20 protein-coding genes and 1 pseudogene are annotated in these 22,829 nt (G+C 57.4%); 6 read left to right on the top strand and 15 right to left on the bottom strand.

Annotation, left to right across the window (positions count from 1 at the left end):
- Window positions 1–112 precede the first annotated feature (112 nt).
- From B7L15_RS13485 to B7L15_RS19365, 3 genes are read right to left on the bottom strand one after another with little or no spacing between them, the layout of a single operon-like run.
- Window positions 113–928, bottom strand: coding sequence for a hypothetical protein (locus B7L15_RS13485; protein WP_085919470.1), 816 nt, complete (start codon window positions 926–928; stop codon window positions 113–115).
- Between the two features lie 15 nt (window positions 929–943).
- Window positions 944–1,678 (bottom strand): HupE/UreJ family protein, encoded by a 735-nt coding sequence (locus B7L15_RS13480; protein ID WP_176243691.1) that lies wholly within the window; start codon window positions 1,676–1,678, stop codon window positions 944–946.
- A 55-nt stretch (window positions 1,679–1,733) separates the two neighbouring features.
- Window positions 1,734–2,087: a hypothetical protein gene (locus B7L15_RS19365; RefSeq protein ID WP_139839376.1), complete on the bottom strand. Its 354-nt coding sequence runs from the start codon at window positions 2,085–2,087 to the stop codon at window positions 1,734–1,736.
- Window positions 2,088–2,215: 128 nt separating this feature from the next.
- On the opposite strand from B7L15_RS19365, the gene B7L15_RS13475 reads away from it, so the two are divergent.
- A complete protein-coding gene (locus B7L15_RS13475) occupies window positions 2,216–2,491 on the top strand; it encodes a metal-sensing transcriptional repressor (RefSeq protein ID WP_085919469.1) in 276 nt (91 codons plus the stop codon).
- Here B7L15_RS13475 and dmeF read toward each other — a convergent pair.
- On the bottom strand, window positions 2,482–3,447 hold the full coding sequence (gene dmeF / locus B7L15_RS13470; protein ID WP_085919468.1) for a CDF family Co(II)/Ni(II) efflux transporter DmeF: 966 nt from the start codon (window positions 3,445–3,447) through the stop codon (window positions 2,482–2,484). The two genes, B7L15_RS13475 and dmeF, sit on opposite strands and share 10 nt — an antisense overlap.
- A gap of 201 nt (window positions 3,448–3,648) precedes the next feature.
- Window positions 3,649–5,025: a chromate efflux transporter gene (gene chrA, locus B7L15_RS13465; RefSeq protein ID WP_085919467.1), complete on the bottom strand. Its 1,377-nt coding sequence runs from the start codon at window positions 5,023–5,025 to the stop codon at window positions 3,649–3,651.
- An 80-nt stretch (window positions 5,026–5,105) separates the two neighbouring features.
- On the opposite strand from chrA, the gene B7L15_RS13460 reads away from it, so the two are divergent.
- Complete coding sequence (locus B7L15_RS13460) at window positions 5,106–6,074, top strand: chromate resistance protein ChrB domain-containing protein (protein WP_085919466.1); 969 nt, start codon at window positions 5,106–5,108, stop codon at window positions 6,072–6,074.
- Between the two features lie 139 nt (window positions 6,075–6,213).
- On the opposite strand, the gene B7L15_RS13455 is transcribed toward B7L15_RS13460, so the two are convergent.
- The 6 genes and pseudogenes from B7L15_RS13455 to B7L15_RS13430 all read right to left on the bottom strand — a co-directional run bounded on the left by B7L15_RS13455 (window position 6,214) and on the right by B7L15_RS13430 (window position 13,691).
- Entirely contained in the window at window positions 6,214–7,983 is a 1,770-nt protein-coding gene (locus B7L15_RS13455) for a hypothetical protein (RefSeq protein ID WP_085919465.1), read from the bottom strand.
- 80 nt (window positions 7,984–8,063) lie between these two features.
- Window positions 8,064–8,912 (bottom strand): annotated as a pseudogene (locus tag B7L15_RS13450) (YifB family Mg chelatase-like AAA ATPase); the annotation flags it as partial.
- Between the two features lie 99 nt (window positions 8,913–9,011).
- Window positions 9,012–9,896: an ABC transporter substrate-binding protein gene (locus tag B7L15_RS13445; protein ID WP_085919463.1), complete on the bottom strand. Its 885-nt coding sequence runs from the start codon at window positions 9,894–9,896 to the stop codon at window positions 9,012–9,014.
- Between the two features lie 136 nt (window positions 9,897–10,032).
- On the bottom strand, window positions 10,033–12,141 hold the full coding sequence (locus tag B7L15_RS13440; protein WP_085919462.1) for a TonB-dependent siderophore receptor: 2,109 nt from the start codon (window positions 12,139–12,141) through the stop codon (window positions 10,033–10,035).
- A gap of 99 nt (window positions 12,142–12,240) precedes the next feature.
- Window positions 12,241–13,200, bottom strand: a complete 960-nt coding sequence (locus tag B7L15_RS13435; protein WP_085919506.1) for an AraC family transcriptional regulator — start codon at window positions 13,198–13,200, stop codon at window positions 12,241–12,243.
- Between the two features lie 128 nt (window positions 13,201–13,328).
- A complete protein-coding gene (locus B7L15_RS13430; protein WP_085919461.1) occupies window positions 13,329–13,691 on the bottom strand; it encodes an accessory factor UbiK family protein in 363 nt (120 codons plus the stop codon).
- A 333-nt stretch (window positions 13,692–14,024) separates the two neighbouring features.
- Between B7L15_RS13430 and B7L15_RS13425 the strand changes: the two genes are divergently transcribed.
- The 3 genes from B7L15_RS13425 (at window position 14,025) to glnK (ending at window position 16,185) form a co-directional block, all read left to right on the top strand.
- Window positions 14,025–14,363: a P-II family nitrogen regulator gene (locus B7L15_RS13425; protein WP_027337181.1), complete on the top strand. Its 339-nt coding sequence runs from the start codon at window positions 14,025–14,027 to the stop codon at window positions 14,361–14,363.
- Between the two features lie 45 nt (window positions 14,364–14,408).
- Window positions 14,409–15,656, top strand: coding sequence for an ammonium transporter (locus tag B7L15_RS13420; RefSeq protein WP_085919460.1), 1,248 nt, complete (start codon window positions 14,409–14,411; stop codon window positions 15,654–15,656).
- Between the two features lie 190 nt (window positions 15,657–15,846).
- Window positions 15,847–16,185 (top strand): P-II family nitrogen regulator, encoded by a 339-nt coding sequence (gene glnK / locus B7L15_RS13415; protein WP_066320813.1) that lies wholly within the window; start codon window positions 15,847–15,849, stop codon window positions 16,183–16,185.
- A 142-nt stretch (window positions 16,186–16,327) separates the two neighbouring features.
- Here the strand turns inward: glnK and B7L15_RS13410 are convergent, their stop codons facing one another.
- Window positions 16,328–17,104, bottom strand: coding sequence for a ferredoxin--NADP reductase (locus B7L15_RS13410; protein WP_085919459.1), 777 nt, complete (start codon window positions 17,102–17,104; stop codon window positions 16,328–16,330).
- A gap of 175 nt (window positions 17,105–17,279) precedes the next feature.
- On the opposite strand from B7L15_RS13410, the gene B7L15_RS13405 reads away from it, so the two are divergent.
- The gene (locus B7L15_RS13405) at window positions 17,280–18,206 is read left to right on the top strand and encodes a LysR family transcriptional regulator (RefSeq protein ID WP_085919458.1); all 927 of its coding nucleotides are present in this window, start codon (window positions 17,280–17,282) and stop codon (window positions 18,204–18,206) included.
- Window positions 18,207–18,220: 14 nt separating this feature from the next.
- On the opposite strand, the gene B7L15_RS13400 is transcribed toward B7L15_RS13405, so the two are convergent.
- The 3 genes from B7L15_RS13400 to B7L15_RS13390 all read right to left on the bottom strand — a co-directional run bounded on the left by B7L15_RS13400 (window position 18,221) and on the right by B7L15_RS13390 (window position 22,770).
- Window positions 18,221–20,323 (bottom strand): methyl-accepting chemotaxis protein, encoded by a 2,103-nt coding sequence (locus tag B7L15_RS13400; protein WP_085919457.1) that lies wholly within the window; start codon window positions 20,321–20,323, stop codon window positions 18,221–18,223.
- Window positions 20,324–20,328: 5 nt separating this feature from the next.
- Entirely contained in the window at window positions 20,329–22,215 is a 1,887-nt protein-coding gene (locus tag B7L15_RS13395) for a methyl-accepting chemotaxis protein (protein WP_085919456.1), read from the bottom strand.
- 123 nt (window positions 22,216–22,338) lie between these two features.
- Window positions 22,339–22,770, bottom strand: coding sequence for a host attachment protein (locus tag B7L15_RS13390; protein WP_085919455.1), 432 nt, complete (start codon window positions 22,768–22,770; stop codon window positions 22,339–22,341).
- Between the last annotated feature and the right edge of the window lie 59 nt (window positions 22,771–22,829).

The following is a 22,829-nucleotide window of genomic DNA, read 5'->3' as shown; positions in this document are numbered from 1 at the left end:
GATACGTTAACAAGCACCAAAGCACACATAAGTGTAAACCCTGTTGTTTGTCGTTAGATGCGTTATGGGTGTACCGCCCCGGCCTATTGGCCGGGGCGGTTCAGGTGAGATATCAAAGCATTTGCTTCAGTTCCCCATAGTCCCCCCCAACACGCAAGACAATGGTCACGTCGTTGTCATTGCGGTTACGGAAGAACCAGCCGTGATTGCCAGTGAAAGCAGCTTCAAGCTCACCTTCATCTTCGGGCACACCACGGCCTTTCTCGTAGCTAATGGAGTTCCCATTGCCATCACCGTGCGTATCAAAGTTGACGGGGCCACCTTCGGATACCCAGGCAAAGGTAGCAATAGCACCTTCTTGCATGGTGAGTTTGTACTCCGTGCCTTCCCCTGGCGTCAGCGTAAAGCTTACTTCATCACTCCATGGAGATGCTTCTTCCGCTTGCGCCGTCTGGGAAGCAGCTTCCTCAGTCGCTAATGCCTCCGCCAGAGCCACGCTGGCGTCGGTCATCACCCTTTCAGGCTCAGTGGGTGAAGGTGCGACGGGATCACTCGCTGAGGCTGAATTGGCTGTTTGGAGAGCTATCTCTGCCTCGGACGTCGCAGTCTGAGCAACAGCATCGTTTACCGGCGCAGGCTGGCGATCACTGACGATCTCTTGAGATGCCGAGGGTTGAGACGCCTGTTGGGCCATGGCTTGATCGTTGGCCTGGTCAAGCTCGGCTTCCTCAGCCAACTGGGTCTTGATTTCCCCCATCTCAGTCAGCCCCAACAAGCGCCCAGCACCGGTGGGGTCAATGGCATACTCGGCAGGCAGCACGACGGTGATCAGCAAAGCGACAGCAATAACGGCGGCCATCAGCGTAGAGCGAAGTAACTTACCCGTTGACGGTAGTTCGGCACGGGTTGGAAGATCAGTGTTATACATTAGGGACTCCCTCAATTAGGCAATGAAATAGCCGGTCAGTTGATAACCCACCAGCATAAAACCAGCACACATCATGGCGACGTTGGCGGTATACGCGTGGCGTAAGAAGCCCGTCGTGTGTCGCCAGAAGCCCATCACAATGAGAATGGCGCTCAATGCCAGTAGCTGGCCGATCTCTACGCCTACGTTGAATGCCAGGAGGTTAGGGACGAGACCATCAGGCGAGATATCGTATTCAATGATCTTGCTCGACAGGCCAAAGCCGTGAAACAGACCGAACACCAAGGTGGCGACCTTGGTGTTGGGCTGAAAGCCGAACCAGCGCTGATACGCCCCGATGTTATCGAGCGCCTTGTAGACAACGGAGAGTCCGATGATGGCGTCAATTAGGTAGCTATTGATGCCGATATTGAAGTACACCCCTAACAGCATCGTCGTCGAGTGACCGATGGCAAAGAGGCTGACGTAAATAGCGATATGCTGCATTCGGTAGAGGAAAAAGATGACCCCTAGCAAAAACAGTATGTGGTCATACCCCGTTACCATGTGCTTGGCACCGAGATACATAAATGAGATCAAATGAACACCATAGATCTCTTGGATATAGCCCTTGTCACCTTCAGCCACCGCGTGAGCAAGCGCTTCGCCATTGGCTCCCAGTAGCATTAACAGCAGGGTTAGAAAAGCTAAGGCGTGGCGTCGGGCCATCATAGGCAAGCCGAGCACACCCCTTACTTGGGATGGAAACATGCAACCTCCACGGGTCTGTCATTAGTATTGGCCATCGGATAGATGGCCCCAGTCATCACGCGACGACTGGCCGTGGAGGACGCTCCAAGCGATAGACACGACGCTGAGGGGAACCGCGGCGTTCGCCTAGCCGCAGGGCATGACGGACGTTGGGTGCAATCGCAATGCTCGCCCCCAACCGGTCTGCTTGTTCGTGGAAGTGACTGCCACTCTCATGGGGGAATTGGTGACCGTCTTCATGCATGTGGCCATGGGTATGCCCATGGCCATTGAGATCACTCGTATGGTCGCTGACTATGCTCGCCGCCCCATGGGCTTGCGCCTCGCCAATGCTGGTAATGACCAAGCTAGGCAAGAACACTAGTAAAAACATCAGATAGCCAAGACGGTGGCGAAGCCGATGGAGCATGGAAAAAACAACCAGAGTGAAAGTGACAATTGAACAATACATGCTGCTTTAACGCGAGCGTTGGCAGCATGATACCAATAGATTAACATCCCCCCTAGGGGGATAGAAACAATGAAAAGGAAAAGAACATGACACCGCATACCCACCAGTCGCATCCCGATATCATCAAGCGGCTAAATCGCGCTCGCGGCCATCTACAAAGCGTGACGCACATGATGGAAGAGGGGCGCCACTGCCTCGACATAGCGCAGCAGCTCCACGCGGTCGAGAAAGCTGTCCAGCAGGCTAAGCGCGTATTGATCCATGACCATATTGAGCACTGTCTGGATGACGCCCTTAGGCCGCTCTCACCGGAACAGCAACACCATGTCGACGATTTCAAAGCGATTGCGCGTTATCTGTGAGGAGCTAACGCCAGGCCAGCGCTCTGGTCTTCCTCACAGGGCAATATCTCAACCGTGATGTGAACGAGAGAGGAACAGTGGGCCTGGATATGGCGTTTGTAAGCCGTGGGCGACTCGGGTTCATGGGCCACGATGGAGACGATAGCGGCATAAATATTGGGGCCGATCGACCACACATGAAGATCAGTAACACGGGCATCATCGTTCTCAACAGCTTGCTTGATGGCGTTTTCCATCGATTGATGCTGATGATCCAGCAGTACTGTCGATGTCTCTTTAAGCAACTGCCATGACCAGCGGGTGACCAAGATAGCGCCCACGATTCCCATGGCAGGGTCCATCCAACCCCAACCCGCATATTTACCCGCCAGCAGAGCCACAATCGCGAGCACTGACGTCAGTGCATCCGCCAATACATGCAGGTAAGCGGCACGACGATTATGGTCATGATGATGGCTGTGGTCATGATCGTGATCGTGCCCATGATGGTGATCATGACCGGCCTCGCCTAATATCCAAGCAGAAATACCGTTGACCACCAAACCGATGAAAGCGACAAAAATAGCCCCGTTAAACGAGATCTCAACGGGTTGAATAAAGCGGCCCACGCTTTCTATCACCATGTAAAGGGCGAACACGGCCAGCAGTATCGCGCCGGTAAATCCCCCCAGCGCGTTGACCTTTCCGGTGCCAAACGAGAACCGGTCATTCGTAGCATGCTTACGGGCATAGGCATACGCAAAGGCGGCAATACCCAGTGCCACCGCATGGGAGCCCATATGCAACCCATCGGCTAGCAGCGCCATTGACCCGTAGATCACCCCCGCCGTAATTTCCCAAACCATCATGGCCAGGGTCAGCCCGACCACAATGAGCGTCCGCAACTCACCGGAGCGTTTATGGTTCTGGCCAAACGTATGATCGTGCTGCCATTGGTCAAGGCGATGGTGATGCATGACTAGCGTACCTAATGGAAGAAGAACATGTTCAGCGTATGCGCTATCGAGCATTGCGACGCCACCTATCCCCCCTGGGGGGATAGGTGGGATACTAGTGGAGATCAGGTGGGTTCACAACCGGACTTGCGATAGCAAGCACAGCAAAACACAAAAGGCGATACAGGCGAGCCGGAAACGCCATCAGCGGGTGACTGCTGGCTAAAAAACCACAAGAGACGCTAAGACACCAATAAGCGCGCACCCTGCCAGCACTTTGAGCATGCCCACCTTGAAATGAAAAATCGCGACCATCGCGCCTGCCGCCAGTAATAACGCCAGTAAATCGAGGGACGCTAAGTTCGGCGCTAAAAGTCGTGCCCCCATCACGTGCCATTCGCCTACGTCAGCGAAGATAACGTGAAGTCCAAACCAAATGGCTAGGTTGAGGATAACCCCGACGACCGCAGCGGTAATGGCGGACAGCGCAGCGCTTAAGGCGCGGTTGTCACGTAGACGCTCCACATAGGGAGCCCCTAAAAATATCCAAAGAAAACAAGGAACAAACGTTACCCACGTGGTCAGCAATGCGGCCAGCGTTGCCGCCAACATGGGATCAAGGCCTGTGGCCTCACGATAAGCGCCCATAAACCCAACAAACTGCACGACTTGAATTAACGGGCCCGGTGTCGTCTCCGCCATGCCCAGGCCATCCAGCATCTCGCCCGGTGCCAACCATCCATAATTTTGCACCGCCTCTTGAGTGACGTAACCTAGCACCGCGTAGGCACCGCCAAAGGTGACCACCGCCATCTTGCTAAAGAAGAATGCGATCTGACTGAACACATTCTCGCCGCCGAATAGGGCCAAGAGCACCACCACCGGCGTTAACCACAATAGAAGTAACGTGCCTGACATGCGTAGTGACCACTGGCGATTGGGGCGAGCATGGGCAGGCAGCTCTTCACCCAGTAGGGAGTCTCGGTCGCTAAGCACTGACTCGTCGGCATCACCGTGGCCACCTCCTACCTGAAAGGCTGTCATGCCACGCTTCCCTCCCCAATACCCGAGAAGGGCCGCGCTTAGAATAATCAGCGGAAACGCCACCTCAAAAAAGAAGATGGCGACAAACGCGGCAGCGGCGATGCCAAGCATTATCTGATTTTTCAGTGCCCGCTTGCCTATACGTACGACAGCGTTAAGCACCACGGCCAGAACCGCCGCTTTTAGGCCAAAGAAGAGCCCCTCAACGGCCCCCACATTGCCCAAGGCGGCATACAGGTAGCTCAGAGCCAGAATGGCGATGAAACCAGGTAACACAAAGAGGCTGCCCGCCACCAAGCCCCCTTTGGTACGATGCATTAACCAACCGATATAGATAGCCAACTGTTGCGCTTCTGGCCCCGGTAGCATCATGCAGTAGTTAAGCGCGTGCAGGAAACGGCGCTCGCCAATCCATTTTTTTTCTTCGACAAGGATGCGATGCATCACCGCTATCTGACCGGCGGGGCCACCGAAGCTCAGTATTGCGATTCGTAACCAGACCCTAACGGCCTCACGGAACGGTACTTGATGGGGCGACTCAGTGATGGGCGGCATGGCACACTCTTTAACGATGTAGGGGTGTTGTTTTGTAGAATGTATAACAGTGAAGTTATACATGCAACGGAAGAGGTGGTATGACAGATAACGTACAACACTGGTTAATCCTGATCATGCGTCTCAGTGGACGGGCGGGCACACCCCGTATGCGTATCTGGCGGGCACTTCGTGGTTTAGGTGCCGTGGTACTCAGAGATGGTGTCTACTTACTGCCAGCTAGCCCCTCGCGAAGGGAAGCGCTGGAGCTGCAAGTCGGCGCTATTCGGGAACTGGGAGGCAACGCGCTGCTGATCGAGGTTGACGAATCTGCCATAGATAGCGTCGATGTGTTGCCTTCGCTCTTTGATCGAACGCCAGATTTCAAAGCCTTACGAGCGGCAGTGGTTGACTGGCAGCAGGCATGCCCACAGTTGGAGGAGCGAGAAGCGCAGCGCCAATTGACCCAGTTGCAGCGACGTTTACAAAGCATAGTGGGGATCGATTTTTTCCCAGGGCCAGAAAGCGAGCGCGCTATCATGGCCTTGGCAGATGCGGAGACCGTCTTTAATCGTTGCTTTGTGCCAGACGAGCCCCAGCCAATCCAAGCTGAGATCCCCCGGCTTGATCACTGTGCATTTCGCGGGAGATGGTGGGCCACGCGCCGTCGCCCTTGGGTGGATCGGCTAGCATCGGCTTGGTTGATCAAGCGCTTTATTGATCCCGAGGCTCGCTTTGTGTGGCTTGAGCATCCAAACCAGTGTCCGCCAGACGCGCTAGGGTTTGATTTTGATGGTGCCCATTTTACCCATGTTGATGACAAGGTGACGTTTGAAGTGCTGCTCGCGAGTTTTAGCCTTGAGTCGCAGGCAGGCTTGAGCAGAATTGCGGAACTAGTCCACTACTTGGATGTGGGGGGCACCCCCGTGCCGGAGGCCGTGGGGTTAAAACTCATGCTGGCCGGGGCTAAAGAGCGTTGTGACAACGATGATGCACTACTGCACCATACCGATATGTTGTTTGATGATCTTTACCAGGCGTATGTGGTGGGAGACCCAGACCGGGAGTGAGCATGCGCTATAGTGAACAGGGTGTCACACAGCACAGATGAGCTGTGCTCTACCAGGTAGACGCATCGATAGAGGGAGTACACGCTCTAAAATATCAACGAGTGTCCACCTTGCTTTCATCCATCGAGCCAGCTTGGTACTAGACTAGGTCTCCTCGCGTGACACCGATCTTGCTAAACGCATTCAACACTGAAGCTTCGCAGGGAACGTTTTCGTTTTTGGCTTTAGGGTGTTTGAACGTATCGGCGAACCCTGGGCAGTGTCGAACCAGTTTTTGAACGACACCTTCTACGTGCCGCACGTTAGAAAGCACTTGGCGCAGCCAATGTTCAAAACTGCCTTGATGGCTCAGTGTGAATACTAAACCTTTGTAGGAGGGAGGTTTGGAGGCCTCATCACTACCGTCAGCTCTGGGTTTAGGCTGTCGGCGTTGGAGCTCCATGAGATAGAGCGCTTGATCTAACACATGCACCTTGATGACGAGTACCCCGCGAAGAACCTTGGTCTGAGTATCCATATAGACCCAATTGGCCACGGACGTTTCTACATCATCGTCTTTGCCGAAGGGTTCGAGGCTAATTAGTCGAGGATCAGGGGAAGTGCTGAAGCCGTCTTCAAAGGTAAACCAGCTAACGCTATGAATCGCTGTAGGATAGGCTGATTTTAAATAGAGAAGCGCATTCCACATATCACGTAGAAAGCCCTGCGACTCCAATGTAATGGGGGCGTGAATAGACGCTTGTCCCACTCCCTTCCCTGACCCATAGGGCTCTCCGGTGGAGAAAAGCGTTTCGTCACCAGGAACGGGGACGCCTCGTGTATCGGGCACGTTTTTTCGGGTATATCGCTTATCCAGGACAACGCGAGGCTTACCTAAAATAACGAATTCGTCCTCAGTAATATCCAGCCAAGAAGAGCCATGGTCGGGTTCTTCATCATCGGTCAGGTCAATGACATCGGGAATGTCTTGAAGCTGATGATAGGGGAATGGAGTGGGAGCATCATCGCCATCGGTGGCGGGCACTGTCGCTGACTTCTCTCTTTCGCGATGGATCGTGGCACCATCGGGCTGCGTACAGCCTAATATCTGCAACCCTAGAAATGAGTTGCCACCGTCAATCGGAACGCCAGACACAGAGAGTTCCCCGCTTCCCTGGAACCAAGGGGTAACCTCTAAAAGCATCTGGTCTGGGGTGAAGCTGGCTTCAATCTGCGAATAAATTCTTCTGGCAGCCCGCTCGGCATAGGGATCGTACAAAATGTGTGCGAGCAAAATCGCATCGTGCCTATGAACTCGATGAGTAAATCTGACGGGCCATGTGCCCGGTGATGCAGGTGCATTAAGCGGTCGATAAAGCCGTTCTTTGACCTCCTCCCAACGGTAAGTGGCGAGGACACGCTTAATTTCAGAAGAGCGACCGTAACAGCGTGCAAAAAACTCTGTACAAGGGATGAGCAGATGTTTGTCATCCGGGAGGTCAAAGTCAATCAGGTACGTTTTGTGCTGACTTTTCTGGGGTAAGTAGTTCGAATCATGAAAGGAGGTATAGAGGCTGCGCCCTTCTCTGAGCAAGTCGTCTAGGGAGACGATTCGCCAGCCGCCTGGAGAGAACGAAACGGGGAATTTTCTCTCCTCGTAGGCAATACGGGAGTTACTCACGCCCTTTTCCCATACGGAGCCGATTCTCAATAGCCCCACATGCGTTAAGACTGTCTCACGTCTAACCACGCCTCCTAAGTTATTCTCATGGTCGATGGTTCTCAAGAAGATATGGATTTTAGGGACGCTTCGTAAGCGATTATTCTTGAAGATAGGCCCATACCACCAAACGACCAAGCGCTCAGCTTCGTCTTTAAAGGTGCCATCTGGGAAGCTAAAAGTTCTGCATTGTTTGAGAGAAACGGTCACAAGGGCGCGCTCTATGTAAACTCAACATAGAGATTGTCGCAGCAATTATTGTTTAGTCGCAACAATTGTTGAAAATGACAGCCGCCGCCCACCAGTGCCGCGGCGCTGGAGCTGTGGTGGGGTTGTCTGAAGGGTCGCTGGCCCCAGTCGGCTTCCAGCGGCAGCCCGCACACCGAACGCACCGCCGCGACGGCCAGCGCATCCTCTTCCGAGAGTGGCGGCAAAATACCGGGCAGGCGACTGGCGAGCATGGTCTTGCCGGTGCCTGGTGGGCCCGCGAAAAGCAGATTATGGCCGCCAGCAGCGGCAACTTCCAGCGCACGGCGGGCCTGTTGTTGGCCACGAACGTCGGCCAGGTCGGCCATTGGCGCCGGGCTTTTGACCGAGGCGGGCAGTTGATGGGGCGGGATTTTTTCCTGATCGAGCAGGTGGGCGACGACATCCCATAGGGTGTCGGCGGGTAGCACCGGCAAATCTCCCGCCAGCGCGGCTTCATCGGCGCAGGCGCGGGGGATGATCAGTGCCTTCTTGGCGCGCCGCGCGGCCAGGGCAAAGGGCAGGATACCGGGTACCGCGCGCAGCTTGCCGTCCAGCGCCAGTTCGCCCGCAAACTCCATGCCTTCCAAAGCGTCGACCGGAATCTGCCCGGAGGCGGCAAGAATGCCCAGCGCGATGGGCAGGTCGAAGCGGCCGCCCTCTTTGGGTAAATCGGCCGGGGCCAGGTTTAAGGTGATGCGCCGGGTATTGGGAAAGTCAAAACCGGCGTTGACCAGGGCGCTACGCACCCGTTCGCGGCTTTCTTTGACGGCGGTTTCCGGCAGGCCGACTAACGTCAAGCCAGGCAAACCGTTGGCCAGGTGCACCTCCACGTGCACTGCCGGTGCGTCCAGGCCGACCCCGGCCCGTGTCGCCACAATGGCAAGCGTCATGCGCGTTCCCTCGCTGGTTGTTAATTACCGTATGCTGATTAACCTACCGTATTTATCAGAGGGTGAGTAGCCAGATGCGCGGTACGGCATAGGCCGCCATCACTTCGGGCTTAGCGCTTCCTGGGGCGCGTCTTCCAACGCGGCGACCAGTTCTTTGGCGAAGCGCTGCGCCGAGGGCAGTGCGCCAAAGCTCCACACGGGTGGCAGACGCAAAAGGCGGTCGTTCTTGACGCTGGGTAGCTGCTGCCACAGGCCGCTTTCCGCGAGTTGCGCCTCGACGCCAGTAGGCAACGGGTCGACGATAACCAGAGCGGCATCCGGGTAGCGAGCGAGCTCTTCAACGCCGACCAGCGAAAAGCCCCAGGCGTTGGTCGCCTGATCCCAGGCGTTGGGCAGAGCAAGCTGCTCCAGTACCGCGTTATAGAGGCTGTTATCACCGAACACGCGCACGTGGCGGGCATCCATAAACTGGATCATCAATAGCGGCGCCGTGTCGGGTCGTTCGTCACGCAGCCGGGCCATCAGTGAATGCGTCTGCTCAATCAGTTGCGCCGCTTGAGGTGCGCGGTCCGCCAGTTCGCCTATCTGCTCGGTGATGCTTTGCATTTCTTGCCAGGTGTCGCTGCCGGGCGTGTAAAGCTCGACGGAGGTGACGGGCGCGATGCGCTCCAAACGCGGCGTTAACCCGGCAAACATGGGGGATATCAGGGTCCGCTCGGGCTGCATCTTTGCCAGCAGCTCCATGTTGGGCTGGCTGCGCAGGCCCAGATCGGCGGCTTCGTCGGGCAGCCGTGGCTCACCCACCCATTCATGGTAGGCCTGTTTCTGGGCACCTCCAACAATGGGGGCGTCCAGGGCAATCAAGGTTTCAGCCACCGTCCAGTCGATAGTCGCCAGCTGCGCCTGGACGGGAAAACCGCCGAGTAGGCACACAGTCAGCAAGCCAATACGAGTGATCAAAGAAGACACAGCGGAACAACGCATGATGACGGCATCAATAGAAAATAAGGGCTGTATTTAAACGGTAATATTTATTGTTTGCAAACAAAACGCCCAGGCGAGTGCCTGGGCGCGGTGCCGACGCGGCGAATTTAAAGCTGCTGAACTTAAAACGCCGACATTAAAACCGGTAGTGCACGCTGGCGGTAATGCCGCGTTCGGCGCCGAAGTAGCAGTACTCCAGTGAGTTACACGAGGCGACGTACTCTTCATCCAGCAGGTTGCTGACGTTGAGGCGAGTCTCGACGCCTTGCATGCCTACCTCGCCAAGATCGTAGCCGAGCGTGGCGTCCACCAGGGTGTAATCCGGTACCGTTTCCGTATTGGCACGGTCAGCCGCAATGTCGGCGTAGTGGCGAACGCCTGCGCCGATGTCGGCGCCGCTCAGCCAGCCGTCGTTAAACGCATACTGCGCCCACAGCTGAACCTGGTGGCGCGGCGAATAGATCGCGTCATTGCCCTCGTTGCCGTCGTCGCTCTTGGCGTAGGTGATGTCGGTGAAACTGTACCCGGCCTGCAAGGACAGCGCCTCGGTGAGCTGGGTGCGCGCTTCAAGCTCGATACCCTGGGACTCGATCTCACCCACCGCGCGGTAAGGGTCGGTAGGCTGTTCCTTGGTGGCCACGTTTTCCTGGCTGATGTGAAACAGGGCGGCACTGTACTGGCTGGCGCTGTCGTTGGGCTGGTATTTCACCCCGGTTTCCCATTGCTCACCTTCCATGGGGGCCAGCAGGTCGCCGTCGGCATCCACAAAGCTGGTGGGGGTGAAGGCCGTCGAGTAACTCAGGTAAGGCGCGACGCCGTTTTCGAACAGATAGACCGCCCCGGCGCGGCCACTGAACTGGGTGTCGTCGAGGGTGCTCGATTGGCCGGTATCCTGATTGGTGTTGTCGATGTCGACCCAGTCGTAGCGCCCGCCCAGGGTGAAGCGCCAGTTATCCAGCGCGATCAGGTCTTGCAGGTAGACGCCGGTCTGTTCCAGCTCGTGACGCTCGTTGGTGGGCGCATACATCGCCGTGGGGTCGGCGCCATACGTCGGGTTGAACGCATCCAGCGAGGGAAACGCGCCTGATGGCCAGCTGACGTCGTTGTCGCGCTGCTGATAGTCGACCCCGACCAGCACGGTGTGGTCCATAAAGCCATCGTTGAGGTTGGCTTCAAGCTGGTTATCCACTGTCCAGGCGTCGAGCGATTCTTCGCTGCCGGCGTAGTAGCGGGCCAGTTCATTGGAGGTGGGTGACGTCCAGCCAAAGCCATAGACCTGATTCAGGGTCACATCGGAATTGAGATAGCGCAGCTGCTGGCGCGCGGTCCAGTCGTCATTGAAACGGTGCTCCAGGGCATAGCCCACCATGCGCTGGGTCCGCTCATAGGCCTCATAATCTTCCTCGCCGTCAAAGAAATTATTGCTTATCTTGCGTCCGTTGCGCGGGACCACGGCGCCTTCGTAAGGCACGCCGGAGTGGTAGCCGCCCTCGGGTTCGTCCTGCAGGTAGGCGTCCAGGGTCAGGCTGGTGGCGTCGCTGATATCCCAGGTGAGCGACGGTGCAATGGCGTAGCGTTCCTCCTCTGTCGGACCAAACTGGGTATCGGCGGCGCTGGCAATGCCCACCAGTCGATAGGCCACGCGCTGTTCTTCCCCGAGTGGGCCGGTCAGGTCAAAGGCGGCGCTGCGCTGGTTGTTGTTACCCACGCGGAAGCGTAGCTCGCCGCCGGACTGGAACTCGGGGCGCTTGCTGTTAAGTGCCACCACTCCCCCTGGCGAGGCCTGGCCGTAGAGTACCGAGGCGGGGCCCTTGACGACTTCAATGCTGTCCAGAAACCACGGGTCGACGCGCAGGGAACTATGCGAGTTGGTATCGCCGATGAGTTTCAGGCCGTCAAGAAAGGTGTTGCTCAAGCTGCCGTCGGAGAAGCCTCGCAGCACCAGGTAGTCGAAGCGGTTGGACGCGCCGATCTGGTTGCTATAGACCCCGGGCGTGTAGTCGGTGGCACGCTGTACCGTGCTAACGCCACGATTGTCCATATCCTCGCGGGTAATGGTGGACACGCTCTGGGGCGTTTCGATCGACGGCGTTTCCACCTTGGTGGCCGCCTGCTGAGCGGTAACGGTCACCGTGCCCAGTTTGTCGCGCTGGGCTTCCTGAGCGGCTGCAAAAGGCACGCCGCTGGCGATGGCCACGGCAATGACCAGCAGCGATGGGCGGAAGTGGCAAGCTGAAATTGGCATGGTAACGATCCCTTGATGGTTTTAGTAATGAGAATTGTTACTTTTTAATGCAGGAAGTAGGTATGCAATCTGCCAAATTGGCTATGCGCAATGCCAAATTCATCTGGGGGCGCGCTGTGAAATGACGTCATGGGGTGCGATGCCAAAGCGGCGACGAAACGCCGTGGCGAAATTGGTGGCGTGACGATAGCCACAGGTGTGCGCGACTTGCTGAACACTCATCCCACGTTGAAGAGCCTGATAGGCTTTGGCCAGTCGGCATTGGCGTAGATGCTCAAAAATTGAGCAGCCATAGCGGGCACGAAATTTCTGGCGCAGGCTGCTTGGACTCATCGCCACTTCTCTTGCCAGGTCGCTGAGGCAGTAGGCGTGCTCGGGATGGGACGCCAACCGGGTATGGAGGGCGGCTAAACGCGCCTCGTCGCGGGCCGGTATAATCGGCTGCGCCTGAGCTGGGTCTTGCCGCGCACACTGGGGTAACCCTTCACCCAGCAGCTGCAGGGCCAGGCCTTGCCAGATCAGTGGCTGGCGCCAGTCGGCCAGTGGTTCGGCGGTCGTATGGCGTAACATCTGCGTAAAGGCGTCCGACAAGCGCCAAGGGTATAAGCCCGGCGCTGGGGGCGTCGATGGCAGGTCCAGGTTGGTGGTGGCGAGCACTGCCAGGTTCACCGTGTGCAGCCTTGCCTGAGCCGGCTGAAAAACGGTCAGCGGCTGCTCGGCAGTGAAATGGACGCACATGCCGTCGCCTGCCTTGAGTTCCAGGCGTTGATCCCCCAGGCGGGCGGTGATGTGCCCCTCGAGTACCACGCTGATAAACCAGGGCACTGTCTGGCGAGAGGCTGAGCTATAGGCGCAGTTCACGCATAGATCGGAAAGCGTCAAGTGCATTGCTTGAGGCAGCGCAACGTCGCGAACGCTGCCGGTGGCGACGCTCGCCCCGGCGGGTGCATTGCGAACGCGATAGTCAATACCGAAACGCTGGCCTAGCTGGGCAAGCGTCCCCGGTGTTAGCTCATAAAGCGGTTGACTGACTTGAGGGCCGAAGGTGGCGGTGGTCATGCGTGCATCACGTAACGGTGAAATTCGGCAATGCATCAAAATGGGGCATTGATGCATTGCCTGCATCATTGAATGCGAATTACGTTACCATGTGCACAATAATAATCAATGATATCTATTCGCATTCATCATTGCGATTTGGATTCGTCTTGATCTTCCTTGGTGTCGACGTTATCGGAATCCGCCTGGGGCTCTGCGGGTAGCGGCGGTGCCTCGGCTTCGACGGGCGTCGAGGCATCGGCTGCCTGGGCGTCCACGGCGGCTTCGAGGCTGGCGACCTGGCGTTCCAGCGCTTCTACCCGTGAGCGGGTGCGCTGCAATACGTCCATCAAAATATCGAAGTCCTCCCGGGACACCAGTTCCAGGCGGTCAAAGGCCCCCCGCACCACCTGATGAACCCCTTTCTGGATATCTTCAGGCGCTTGGGAAGCGTTCTGCAAGCGGTCGCCGATTTGCTGGGCGAGTCGGCTAATACGGTCTTGAGGCGCCATGGCTTTCTCCTAACGGTCAATGTCTCGATACAGCTATCTGATCATCAGGATACGCAACCCAGGCGGGATTCGCATGCTTCTTGGGCTAATTTGTGCCGCTGGCTGATGCCCTACGGTGGGGCGTTTGTGTTTTGCCTTTGAGCAATTTTGGTGCAATACCCGGTTTGTTAGCGTGTATGGCGGGCGGTGAGTCGCCAGTATGCCCCACACTATTGCCTTTAAATCAATGAAATATAAGTAAAAAAAATCAGATGGCACGGTATGCGCATTAGTGGAGCAGGCACTTTTTTTGGGCGGCTCGGCCGCTCCTTAATCCAGCAGGGGAGATTCGGGATGAAACTCATCACCGCCATTATCAAGCCATTCAAGCTCGACGACGTTCGCGAAGCACTGGCCGACAACGGTGTTCAGGGCATTACCGTCACCGAAGTTAAAGGCTTCGGCCGTCAAAAAGGCCATACCGAGCTATATCGCGGCGCTGAATACGTGGTCGATTTCTTGCCCAAGGTAAAAGTCGAGGTCGCCGTGGACGACGGTCGCCTCGAAAGCGTGCTCGATGCGATCTGCAGCGCGGCCAACAGCGGCAAGATCGGCGACGGCAAGGTATTTGTCACGCCGCTTGAAGACGTTATTCGGATTCGGACGGGTGAGCGCGGTGCGGACGCCGTTTAAACCTGGCTTTACGGGTCATTTCTTTAGTTCAACGGGGAACTTACAATGAATGAGTTGACTGATCTGAGCTACGCGCTCGATACGTTTTACTTTCTGATCTGCGGTGTGCTGGTCATGTGGATGGCCGCTGGCTTCTCCATGCTGGAAGCTGGCCTGGTGCGTTCCAAGAACACCGCTGAAATTCTCACCAAGAATATCGCGCTGTTTGCGATTGCCTGCACCATGTACCTGCTGGTGGGCTACTACATCATGTACTCCGGCAACGCCGGTGGCTTCCTGCCCAACCTGGGCTTCCTGATCGGCGCTGAGAACAGCGTGGATGCGGTCACCGCCGGTGGCGATGACGCACCTTACTATTCCATGCGTTCCGACTTCTTCTTCCAGGTCGTGTTTGTCGCAACCGCAATGTCGATCGTCTCGGGTGCGGTCGCTGAACGCATGAAATTGTGGGCCTTCCTGGCATTTGCTGTCGTCATGACTGCCGTGATCTATCCGGTATCTGGCTACTGGACCTGGGGCGGCGGCTGGTTGGCCGAAGTTGGCTACTCTGACTACGCCGGTTCGGGCATTGTACACCTTGCCGGTGCCGCAGCCGCGTTGGCAGGCGTTATCGTGCTGGGTCCGCGTAAGGGCAAGTACGGCAAAGATGGTTCTATCCATGCGATTCCGGGTGCCAACATGCCGCTGGCGACGCTGGGTACCTTCATCCTGTGGATGGGCTGGTTCGGCTTTAACGGCGGCTCTGAATTGAAACTGGCCGCGGTTGATTCCGCCAACAACGTTGCCCAGGTGTTCGTGAATACCAACGCCGCGGCTGCCGGTGGTGTGATTGCCGCCCTGATTCTTGCCAAGCTGTGGTTCCGTAAAGCGGACCTTACCATGGCGCTCAACGGCGCGCTGGCTGGCCTGGTGGCAATTACTGCCGACCCGCTGTCGCCTTCGGCACTGGGTGCGACGATTATCGGTGCGATCGGTGGTCTGATCGTGGTGGCTGCCATCGTCACGCTGGATAAGCTGAAACTGGACGATCCAGTCGGTGCCATCTCCGTTCACGGTGTGGTGGGTATCTGGGGCGTGCTGGCTGTGCCGTTGAACAATGATGGCGCCTCTTTCGGCCCGCAGCTTATCGGTATCTTGGGTATCTTCGCCTGGGTCTTTATTGCCAGCCTGATCGTATGGCTGATCCTGAAAGCCATCATGGGTATTCGCGTCAGCGAAGAAGATGAGTACGAAGGCGTCGATATCGCCGAGTGCGGTCTTGAAGCCTACCCTGAGTTCGGTATCAAAAAATAACGGGTCGGCGCCCAAACCTTATTGGGTGCCAACCAGAAGAGCCCGAGTGCTCGTTACTAGCCTCCCTTCACGGGGAGGCTTTTTTTATTCTGCGCCGGTAGCGGTGTATGCTGATAGGTAACGGATAGCGAGCAGGGTGCTAGGCTTGTTATCTTTCATTATCATGGCTACCCAGCTAGAGGATCTCGCAATGAAACTAATCTCTGCCATTATCAAGCCATTCAAGCTTGATGACGTGCGCGAATCGCTCTCCGACATTGGCGTACAGGGCATTACCGTCACCGAAGTCAAAGGTTTTGGTCGTCAGAAGGGCCACACCGAGTTATACCGCGGTGCTGAATATGTGGTTGATTTTCTACCCAAAGTGAAGCTCGAAGTGGCGGTTGACGACGACATGGTCGAGCAGGTCATCGAGGCGATCACCCAGGTAGCGAATACCGGCAAGATCGGCGATGGCAAGATTTTCGTCATGCCGCTTGAGCAAGTGATTCGTATCCGTACCGGCGAGACCGGTAAAGACGCGGTATAACGACCCGCGCGCCAGAACACGAAACCCCCGCCAAGCGATGCTGTTAGGCACCGAGTGGCGGGGGTTTTTATTGGGCGAGTTGTCGCTGAGAGAGCTACTTGTTGAGGAAGTGACTCGTTGAAAGAGTGACTCGTTGAGAGCGTTACTTTTCGACAAAAGCCCGTTCGATGACGTAGTCGCCCGGCTCACCCATGCGTGGCGAGATGTTCAGGCCCAGTTCGTCGAGTAGCGCGCTGGTGTCGTCGAGCATGGCCGGGCTGCCACAAATCATTGCACGGTCCTGGCGCGGGTCGATGGGCGGAAGCCCTGTGTCTTCGAACAGTTTGCCGGTGCGGATGTGGTCGGTCAGGCGGCCCATGGTGTGGAACTCTTCACGGGTAACGGTCGGGTAGTAGACCAGCTTCTCGGAGATTTCCTCACCCAGGTACTCGTGGGCGGGCAGCTCCTTGGTGATAAAGTCGGCATAGGCCAGCTCGGAGACTTCGCGGACGCCGTGAACCAACACGACTTTCTCGAACCGCTCGTAGACTTCCGGATCCTGAATCAGGCTCAGGAAGGGCGCAAGGCCGGTACCGGTGGACAGCATGTAGAGGTTGCGGCCGGGCAGCAGGTCGTCGGTGACCAGCGTGCCGGTCGGCTTGCGGCTGACCATGATCTGATCGCCGACCTGCAGGTGCTGTAAGCGCGACGTAAGCGGGCCGTCGGGGACTTTGATGCTGAAGAACTCGAGGTGGTCTTCGTAGTTGGGGCTGGCAATCGAGTAAGCGCGCATCAACGGTTTGCCGTCGACTTCCAGGCCAATCATGACGAATTGGCCGGTCTTGAAGCGCAGGCTGCGTTCCCGGGTGGTGCGGAAGCTGAATAGGGTGTCGTTCCAGTGGTGAACGCTGAGGACATCTTCCAGGGCGAACTTACTCATGCCATTTCCTCCGTCAGTGACGCCATCAACGCCACGAATATTCAAAAAAAGAATAAAAAATAGATATCAAGTTGCCAGCAAGTCTAAGCAAAGGATGGTATATCTGTTAAGTAAATAATCTTGATAACGCTTATCTTTAAAATAGATATAGCGTCTTGGTGAAAGGTCAGACCCCATGCACTATACCCTGCGTCAGTTGGAAGTCTTTGTTGCGGTTGCCCAACACGAAAGCGTGTCGCATGCGGCCCGCGCGCTTGCCATGTCCCAGTCGGCGACCAGTACGGCACTTGCCGAGCTGGAGCGCCAGTTCGACTGCCAACTGCTCGATCGCGTGGGCAAGCGCCTCAAGCTCAATGCCCTTGGCTTCCAACTGCTGCCCAAGGCAGTGGCGCTTTTGGACCGTGCCGAAGAGGTGGAGGAATTACTGCGTGGTCAGCAAGGGGTGGGATCGCTGGATGTTGGCGCTACCCTGACCATCGGCAATTATCTGGCAACGCTTTTGATCAGCGATTTTATGCAGCGCTATCCCGGTAGCCGCGTGCGTCTGGCAGTGCGCAATACACGGCATATTATCGAGGGCGTCCGTCAGCACTCGCTGGATTTGGGGTTGATCGAAGGGCCGTGTGATGACGATATGATCATCAGCCAGCCGTGGGTCGAGGACGAGCTGTGTGTCTTCTGTTCGCCGCGCCATCCCCTGGCGGGCAAGACCCACCTGGAGCTTGAACAGTTGATGCGGGAGGACTGGATCATGCGCGAGGAGGGGTCAGGAACGCGGGTGACCCTGGAGCACGCCGCTCGCCACCGACGCAGTCGCTTCAACACGCTGCTGGAGCTTGAGCATACCGAGGGCATCAAGCGGGCGGTGGAGTCGGGGATGGGGATCGGCTGTGTCTCGCGCCTGGCGCTGCGCGATGCCTTCCGGCGGGGCAGCCTGGTTCCGCTGCCCACGCCGGAGTTGGATCTCAAACGCCAGTTCACCTTTATCTGGCACCGCCACAAGTACCTCACCACCGGTGTGCGCGAGTTCCTGCGGCTGTGTCGGGAGATGACCGCTAACGCCAAGCGTAGCGATGACATCCCCATGCCACCGATTCCTTAACGGCGCTCTTCTCCTTAACGGTGCTTTCCAGGGGCCGGTAACGCCGACCGGTCCCGGTCTTCCTCCAAGGTGAATCCGCCCACCAGCTCGGCAAGATAGTCGGCCTGGTCTTTCAACTGCTCGGCAGCGGTGGTTGACTCCTGCACCAGCGCGGCGTTCTGCTGGGTCATCTGGTCCAGGTCGGTAACCGCAATGCTGACCTGGCTGATACCGTCATTCTGCTCGCCAGCCGCCGTGCTGATATCGCCCAGCATCTGGGTGACTCGGGAGACACTTTCGGCAAGCTCGTGCATTGCGGCCTCGGCGTCGCGCACCATTTGCGTGCCGCTTGCCACCTTTTCGGTAGAGGTATCGATCCGCTGGCGAATATCCTTGGCCGCGTCGCTGGCACGCGATGCCAACTGGCGAACTTCATTGGCCACCACGGCAAAGCCGCGGCCCTGCTCACCCGCGCGTGCGGCCTCTACCGAGGCGTTCAGCGCCAGTAGATTGGTCTGAAAGGCAATCCCGTCGATGACGCTGACGATATCCTGAATCTCTGCCGATGTGGTGCGGATGTCGTCCATGGTGGTCACGACTTGTCCAAAGGCTTCGTCGGTGCGCTCTGCCAGCTGCGAGGCGGTTTTGGAAAGGCCGCTGGCCTCCTGCGAGGCGCTGGTCGTATGCGCCACGGTGCTGCTGATTTCCTCCATGGCAGACGATGTCTGCTGCAGACTGGAAGCCGCTTGTTCGGTGCGACTTGAAAGATCGCGACCGCCCTGAGTGATTTCATTGGCGGCGTGATTGACGGATTCACTGCTGCGTCGGACATCAAGCAGGATGGCCTGGATCTTGTCGGCAAAGGCATTGAATTGCTCTGCCACCGCCGCGCTCTCATCACGACCCTGTACCGGCAGGCGTTGGGTCAGGTCGCCGTTGCCGGAAGCGATCGCCTGCATGCGGCTGGCCAAATGCTTGAGGGGACGCGAGATGCTGCTACCCAGCAACCAGCTGGCCACCAGGCCCAGCAAGGCGATGACCAGCCCCATGCCAATCATGCCGAGTGTCGAGGCCTCGCGCTGGCTTTCCATCTGTGTCTGCAGGTCATTGAGACCGGCCAGGACGGCACTTTCAGGCAGCCGGATCATCAGCACCCAGGGGTTACCGCTTTCATCGACTGAGAAAGGCCAATAAAGCTCGGTCATGCCCTGGCCCGTGTTGAGCCTGCGGACATTTTCCCCTTGCTGAGCCTGGGCGATGCCGGCCTGGAGGTCTTCACCCAGCACCTCGTCAGCGTGCTTGCCGAGCAGGTCAGGCTCGCTGGTGTGCGCAGCCAATGCCCCGTGCGAGGCGATCAGGGCGATTTCGCCCGCGCCATCGTAGAGCGACTGATTGGCCTCTTCCAGCAAGCTTTGAATGAACTCCACCGACAGGTCGACACCGGCGCTGCCGCGGAACTCACCGTCGACCAGAATGGGGGCATTGAACGACGTAACCAGCAACGTCTCGCCGTTGTAGTCATAATAGTGAGGGTCGACCACGCAGGTACGTTTGGTTTCTTTGGGGCACAGATAGTATTCCCCGCGCCGAATGCCATCGGCATCGCGCTGCTGGTTTTCCATGTCATTGCCCAGCGCCAGCACCTCGATATCGCCGCTTTCGGTGCGGTACCACCACGGCATGAAGCGACCGTCCGGGCCGTAACCTTGATCCTCACGGCCGGTATACAAGTCATCGCTATCAAAGGCATCGGGCTCCCAGCCGATAAAAGCGTCGAGCAGGTCGGGGTTGTCCACCACGGTCTGACGCACAAGCCGCGAAAGCTCTTCGCGGCTCATGGTCATCAACGGCTGGCCCTCGTCGTCTTCCTGACCCAGCATGGCATTGGTGTTCGCCAGGCTTTGGGCAAGCGTCAGAGCATGTTCGAGCTCGCCCTTGATTTCTTCGGTCTGGGCCGAAGCGGTCGCTGCCAGGCGAGCCTCTATGTTTTGTTCGAGCAGCGTTTTCGTCTGCTTTTCAACCAGTGCCTGGGAGCGGGCGTTGGCAATCACCGAATAAATAACCAACGCCGCGACAACCAGCAGTATGCAGCCACCGACCAGCGTGGCAATAAGGGTGCGGACAGACTTAAATTTCATTATTGTTAATTCTCTCTATGCGCTAGGACCGCATGCTGCGGCAGTGAATCGGACGCCCTGAAACGGGTGTCCTGGGGAGCTGAGCCGCTCGATAGCTTGAAGCGGCTGATGGTCTCGGTGAGGTGGTCGGCCTGATCCTTGAGCTGCTCGGCGGCGGTGGTCGATTCTTCCACCATGGCCGCGTTTTCCTGGGTCATGCGGTCAAGGTCAGCCACCGCAATGTTCACCTGACCGATACCGTCACTTTGCTCCGTCGTTGCGGAGGTGATTTCGCCGAGCACATCGGTGACACGGGTGATGTTATTGACGATGTCGTCCATGGTTTCACCGGCGTTGTGCACCCGTTTGGAACCGTTTTGGACCTTGCCCTGGGCGTCTTCGATCAGGTTTTTAATATCGTTGGCGGCGTCATTGCTGCGTTGAGCAAGCTTACGCACCTCTTCCGCTACCACAGCAAACCCACGGCCGTGTTCACCGGCCCGTGCGGCTTCTACCGAGGCATTGAGTGCCAGCAGGTTGGTCTGGAAGGCGATGTTGTTCATCAGCGAGACGATATCGCCAATCTTGCCCGAGGACTCGGCGATGTCCTCCATCGTCGTGATGACTTCTGATACCGCCTGGCCGCCACGGCCGGCAACATCGGATGCCGCCTGGGATAGCTGGTTGGCTTCTTTGGCGGACGTCGATGTGTGCTCGACCGTACTGGTGATCTCCTCCATTGAGGCAGACGTCTGTTGCAGGCTGGAGGCGGTGTTTTCAGTACGCCGCGACAGGTCCTGGCCGCCGTTGGCGATTTCCGTGGCGGCGTTGTGGACCGATTCACTGCTGGAGCGCACATCCTGCAGTACCGTGTCCATGGTAGCCACAAAGCGGTTGAAGGCGGCGGCAATCTGGGTGATCTCGTCGTTACCCTCCTCCGGTAGGCGCTGGGTCAGGTCGCCTTCGCCCGAGGCGATGTCATTCATCGCATCGCGGGCCGATAAAAGACGGCGCAGCAACCATTTGAGCAGCAGACTAAGCGCGATGGCGGTTATCACTGCGACAATCAGGAGCGTGATGACCGACGTGGTGGCAATCCCGCGTAGTCCGGCGGTGGCCTCGTGCTCATCCATTGCCACCATGAGGTGCCAATCGCTGTTGCCGCCGACGGCGCCACCTTGCAGCAACATCTCACGGCCCTCCAGTGTCAGGGCCTGGGGCTCGTTGCTGGCCGCAATCTGCTGAAGATAACCGGCATCCAACTGGTCGCTGAGTGCGGTGGAAGGCTCTAGTGCCAACTCGGCGTTGGGGTGAGCGACCAGCGTGCCGTCGCCGGTGGTTAAAAAGCCAAAGCTTGACGGGGTAGGCGCAATGCTCGCAACGATCTCGATGACAGCCTGGATGGTAATGTCGCCACCGACCACCGCCGCCAGTTCACCATTCTGATAGTAAGGGTGCGCAAAGGTGACGATTAAGCCGCCGCTTTGGGCGTCCACGTAAGGGGCGGTGATGATCGTGTCTTTGGCCTCGACAGCATCCTGGTACCAGGGGCGTTGGCGTGGGTCGTAATCGCTCGGTGGCTCCCAGCCATCAGAAAATACAGCGTCAGATGTCTCGGGGTAGGCCATATAGGCCGTCATGAAGTCGCCGGAGTCGGCTAATTGCCGCAGGGCTTCTAGCGGAGCGTCGCTAGTGGCCGCCTCATCCATACTGGCAAGCATGCTGTATCGGGCGTTAAACCATTCGTCAATCGCCAGGGTATTTCCATTGACGACTGCGTTCAGGTTGCGGGTAACCTGCTGGGTATTGTGGTGCTTGACGGTGATGTAGCTGGCTATGCCATTGATGACCAGGGCAAGGATAATCGCCACTAGGGTTGTGAGTAATAGCTTGGCGCGCAGGGATGCAAACATGGTCGCTCTCAAGTCGAGGTGCATATCAGGGCGCGGGTGCCACGCCCTGTCATTGATCACGCACGTCTATCGGCAAGAGCGATCGTTTCTTTAGGCAAGTGAGAAGTGGATGTCGTCGCTGGGTTAGCGCAGGTCGCTCACGGCCGTTTGAATATCCGTCAGCGAGGCTTTGCTCAGATCTTTGGAAAGGGTATGAATCACAAGTTTTTGCGTGGGGCCATCAAGCTTGTCGCGCAGCAGGCCCAAGAATTTGGGTGGAGCGACCATGATGAGCTTCTCTAAGCTGTTACCTACTCGAGCGTTATAAAGGTGGTTGGCGACCTGCTTGGCGAACAGCTCGTTCTCGTGTTTGGAGGCGGCTCCCTCTTCACCGGAACTGCGCGCGCTGGTCGAGTTGGATTCGTGAACGTCGGCACCCGGACGGTCGGTGACCAGATCGCCCTCGTGCAGGCGCCCTTCGGCGTGTACCAAGCTTTCCTGCTCGGTGAGTGTCAGCGCTTCGCGGGTAAAAATGCGCGCACGCGCGGCATCAGCGACAACAATATAGGTGGTCATCGTGACGCATCCTCCTTGTCGTTAGTGGTCACTTAACCATGGCAAGCGTTTAGCGCTAG

This window comes from Halomonas sp. CSM-2 (genome assembly GCF_002119345.1).
Lineage (GTDB): Bacteria > Pseudomonadota > Gammaproteobacteria > Pseudomonadales > Halomonadaceae > Vreelandella > Vreelandella janggokensis.
Note: the sequence above shows the minus strand (reverse complement) of the source record. Positions and strands in the feature narration are given on the sequence as shown.